At 49.4% G+C, this 4,291-nt stretch carries 2 protein-coding genes and 4 pseudogenes; 1 reads left to right on the top strand and 5 read right to left on the bottom strand.

Features of this window, described 5'->3' with window-relative positions:
• The 5 genes and pseudogenes from DZ54_RS22650 to rplU all read right to left on the bottom strand — a co-directional run.
• A pseudogene (locus tag DZ54_RS22650) lies at positions 1 to 389 on the bottom strand (threonine/serine exporter family protein); the annotation flags it as partial.
• Positions 386 to 1,152: pseudogene (locus DZ54_RS22645) on the bottom strand (threonine/serine exporter family protein). The pseudogenes DZ54_RS22645 and DZ54_RS22650, both read right to left, overlap by 4 nt.
• Before the next feature lie 156 nt (positions 1,153 to 1,308).
• Positions 1,309 to 2,470: pseudogene (gene cgtA / locus DZ54_RS22640) on the bottom strand (Obg family GTPase CgtA).
• A gap of 218 nt (positions 2,471 to 2,688) precedes the next feature.
• Entirely contained in the window at positions 2,689 to 2,946 is a 258-nt protein-coding gene (gene rpmA / locus DZ54_RS0116060; protein WP_025675203.1) for a 50S ribosomal protein L27, read from the bottom strand.
• 18 nt (positions 2,947 to 2,964) lie between these two features.
• Positions 2,965 to 3,276, bottom strand: coding sequence for a 50S ribosomal protein L21 (rplU, locus tag DZ54_RS0116055; RefSeq protein WP_021023346.1), 312 nt, complete (start codon positions 3,274 to 3,276; stop codon positions 2,965 to 2,967).
• 361 nt (positions 3,277 to 3,637) lie between these two features.
• On the opposite strand from rplU, the pseudogene DZ54_RS22635 reads away from it, so the two are divergent.
• Positions 3,638 to 4,172: pseudogene (locus DZ54_RS22635) on the top strand (polyprenyl synthetase family protein); the annotation flags it as partial.
• Between the last annotated feature and the right edge of the window lie 119 nt (positions 4,173 to 4,291).

The raw sequence follows: 4,291 nt of genomic DNA, 5'->3' as shown, positions 1-4,291 counted from the left end.
GCCAGCGCTGAGTAAATTTTCGATTAAACGGGCCCAAAGCGCGGGGCTATATCCTTGGTTATTGATAGTCACCAGCGCGATCATTACGCCTAACGCATACAMCCCGGGATCATGGGAATAATCGCGGCGACCGTAAAGACTTTAGGATGCGCGAGAAAACGTTGAGACCAATACACCCCCAGAAAACCGATCGTGGTCGCACCGGCCAAGGTCGCCCACTCAATCGCTATCCCCGACTCCATCAAAACAAACCGCAAACTATGGCCAACCGCACCGCCATAGGCACAATACTTTAGTGCTTTAGTCGGTACATTAAACACTAATGCAAACCCCACTGCGGGGATCATCGCAAAGAACATGTCTTCTAATAACGCCAAGAGTAAGCTCATAACCAGCCCCATGCATCCACCAAGTTCATCGCCCCAACAATCCCCAGTGCCGTGGCAAGGGTCAGTAAAGAGGCCATGGTCCAACGTGCCATTCCCATATCAACAAAGCCTTTCATCATATCCGATACCGCATTAATAAACGGATACCCAGGGACCAGCATCAACACGGAGGATGCCATGATCAAAAAGGGATCATTTCCCCACCTCATGATGGTTCCCGTGCTTGATAAGAGGGTGGTCACCATGGCGGTGACGGCAAAGGTCAAAAAAGGGTTAAAGTGACGATGAGCAATGAGTTGTCGGACTCGCATGCCGGTAGCAGAAGCGATAAAGGTAAGGGCAAACACAACCGCATCGCCCCCAGCTAAACGACTAAAGGCGGCACATGATAGGCCAATCATCCCGACAACAAGCCAAGGTGGATAACGAAACGGCTTAATACGACTTAAGCGTTTGCGCACGGCTAATGCGTCAAGGAAGCCCTTCTCTGCTAAGATCACCGTCCGCTGTATATCTGTCACAACGTTCATGTTGATGCCACGATCTGGCTACGCCTTGCGGTGGTAATACAATGACCATGGCTCAATGTAGTTACGACCAGAGAGCTCGCGGATAACGAAAGCTCAACACTGTCTAACCCTAACGCGCGACCGAGCCGGATACTCACATCACTCACAAGTTTGCTCTCCGCACCGTGCTGTAATAACCGTTGCCCTACCTCAATCACTAAACGCGATATCGCGCGTTGCTCTGGCTCAGTCAGTCGTTTTGTCACCTAAAATCCCTCTTATCTATCCACCCCGCCTTAAGTATTGGCGATTCACGCATTCCAGTCTTTGATGCAAATAAAAGTCCCTTTCATTGTTTGCTAAATAATGGACAAAAAAAAGCCGCTGCAATCGGCAGCGGCTTTTTCATATTATGGCTTGTAGATGATCTCGACGTCGTAATCGTCTTCGTTCCAATCATCCCAGTCATCATCATTATCGTCGTCTTGCTTGAGCTGTTGCTCGTGATGATCGTCCCATTTAAAGGCAACGGTTTCATCTTCAGGCTCAACCTCTGACTTCGGTGCAGGCAGTGCCTCAATCGATGCCATCAGATCATAGATAAGCGGTTGCACGTTCGCTTTATTGATCGCCGAAATCGCATAATGCTTGTCGTCCCAAGCGAGCGCATCAAGCACTCGTTCAATCTGCGCTTGCGCCTCGTCTTCCGGCATCAGATCAACTTTGTTGAAGACCAACCAACGCGGTTTATCGGCAAGCTTTTCACTGTATTGGTTCAGCTCATCAATAATGGTAAACGCATTATCAACCGGATCGGTGCCATCAACAGGCAGCAAATCAATCATATGTAACAACACACGACAGCGCTCAAGGTGTTTTAAGAAGCGAATACCTAGCCCTGCGCCATCAGCTGCGCCTTCAATCAAGCCTGGAATATCGGCTACCACAAAGCTTTTGTCAGCGGCCACACGAACCACCCCTAGGCTTGGGACCAAGGTGGTAAACGGGTAGTCGGCCACTTTCGGTTTGGCTGCCGAGACCGCACGAATAAAGGTCGACTTACCTGCATTCGGCAAACCAAGCATACCAACATCAGCTAGCAACAATAGCTCCAAACGCAACGCACGCACTTCACCCTTAGTGCCCATGGTTTTTGTCGAGGAGCACGGTTAACCGAGGACTTGAAGCGCGTATTACCAAGCCATGGAAGCCCCCTTTCGCGACCATTACCTGCATGCCATGCTCGGTCAGGTCTGCGATCACTTCGCCGGTGTCTTCATCGATCGCGCGCGTACCCACCGGCACGTTTAGGACTCGATCCTCACCCCGTTTACCGGTGCAGTTTCCACCTCGACCATTCTCACCGCGTGCCGCGGCATGAAAACGTTCAAATTGATAGTCAATCAGGGTATTAAGGTTTTCGTCGGCAAGCAGGTAAACGTCACCACCATCACCGCCGTCGCCGCCATCTGGGCCCCCTTTAGGCACATATTTTTCACGCCGGAAGCTGACGGTACCATTGCCCCCGTCACCGGCATCGACGCGAATAATCGCTTCATCTACAAACTTCATGCTAACTTCTCCGCACCAGTTGCTCATGCCTATGGCATCTAACAACTAGCCTTGTCCCAGATTAGTGAATGGCGATCATATCGATCTTAGGATCATTTTTCAGCGTTGGCCGATTTTCTGCGTACCGTGATGAGGCGGTGGCTTGATCGGTGATCACCAGACACAATAAAAAGCCCCGCCATAAGGCAGGGCTTCAAAAATTCGCGTTGCGTTGAAGCTTATTCAGCTTCGATAGTAACGAATTTACGGTTGTGACGACCTTTGGTCTCAAACTTCACTTTGCCGTCTGACAGAGCGAATAGAGTGTGGTCTTTACCGCAACCTACGTTGCTACCTGCGTGGAACTTAGTGCCACGTTGACGCACGATGATGTTACCTGCTAGTACAGACTCACCACCAAAGCGCTTAACACCTAGGCGTTTACTTTCTGAATCGCGGCCGTTTTTAGTAGAACCGCCAGCTTTTTTGTGTGCCATCTCTTCTCTCTCCTACTTTTAAGCGCTGATGCCAGTGATTTTGACTTCAGTGAACCACTGACGGTGGCCCATGTGCTTGCGAGAATGTTTACGACGACGGAACTTAACGATATTCACTTTATCGCCGCGACCGTGAGTAACAACTTCTGCTGTTACGGTTGCACCGCTAACAAAAGGCGCGCCAACTTTAACGTCTTCGCCGTTTGCCACTAGCAATACTTTGTCAAGCTCTACACTTGCGCCAGTTTCAACGTCTAGCTTTTCCAAGCGAATAGTCTGGCCTTCGCTTACTCGGTGTTGCTTACCACCACTTTGGAAAACTGCGTACATGTTTTACTCCGCATTTCCGCACGGCCTGCTGCATTAATAAACAACAAGGGGTGCGCATATAATTCATCAATAGGGCGCGAATTCTACGGTAGAAATTAATTTGAGGCAAGAGGGTAACGCAAGAAAATTGGTGAAAAGCTGTTCAGCATTCATTCCCTCACATTTTACCGGTGGGATCGCTATCTCGTCGTACGTTATCTGGTGTACCATATCAGTCTTAATACCCGCTCCAGTGCCGATAGTAACGAAAGATTCATCACCGTCTGAACGTATTAACGATCATGACTCACTCCTTTCGTGGGGCAAGTAGTGTATCGTTAGCTCGGCAGGCAAGTAACTAGGACAACGCCCGGATATATACATGGATTTCAAATCAATCCAAGCCTTGATCAGTGATGACATGGCGCAGGTCGACCAAAAAATACTCGCACAACTCAATTCTGATGTCGCGCTCATTAATCAGCTTGGTTTTTACATCGTTAACAGCGGTGGCAAGCGTTTACGTCCCATGTTGGCCCTCTTGGCCGCACGTGCATTGGGTTATCAAGGTGATAAACACACCACCGCTGCGGCTTTCATTGAGTTTATCCATACCGCCACCTTACTCCATGATGATGTGGTCGATGAATCCGACTTGCGCCGTGGGAATGCAACCGCCAATGCCTTATTTGGCAATGCGGCTAGCGTCTTAGTTGGAGACTACATTTATACGCGTTCGTTTCAGATGATGACCAGCTTACGCTCTTTGAGAATTCTCGATTTAATGAGTGAAGCCACTAATGTGATTGCTGAAGGTGAGGTGTTGCAGTTGATGAACTGTAACGATCCTGACACCACCGAAACCAGTTATATGCAGGTGATCTATCGAAACCGCGCGTTTGTTTGAATCTGCGACGTAACCGTCTGAAGCAAATTCCGAATCCCGGAATGTACCAGCTTACGGTACCCGTCGAAGCATTCGAATCGGAATGGTAACAGGCCTACGTAACGGTCTGAAGCCATTCGATCCCGAATG

The sequence above is a fragment of the Salinivibrio socompensis S35 genome (assembly GCF_000513715.1).
GTDB lineage: Bacteria > Pseudomonadota > Gammaproteobacteria > Enterobacterales > Vibrionaceae > Salinivibrio > Salinivibrio socompensis.
The sequence above is the reverse complement of the archived record's forward strand: the minus strand, read 5'-3'. Positions and strand labels throughout refer to the sequence as shown.

Bases quoted from the DNA above. Each gene is read 5' to 3' on its own strand.
- rpmA (WP_025675203.1), bottom strand. From the start codon at position 2,946: ATGGCACACAAAAAAGCTGGCGGTTCTACTAAAAACGGCCGCGATTCA.
- rplU (WP_021023346.1), bottom strand. From the start codon at position 3,276: ATGTACGCAGTTTTCCAAAGTGGTGGTAAGCAACACCGAGTAAGCGAA.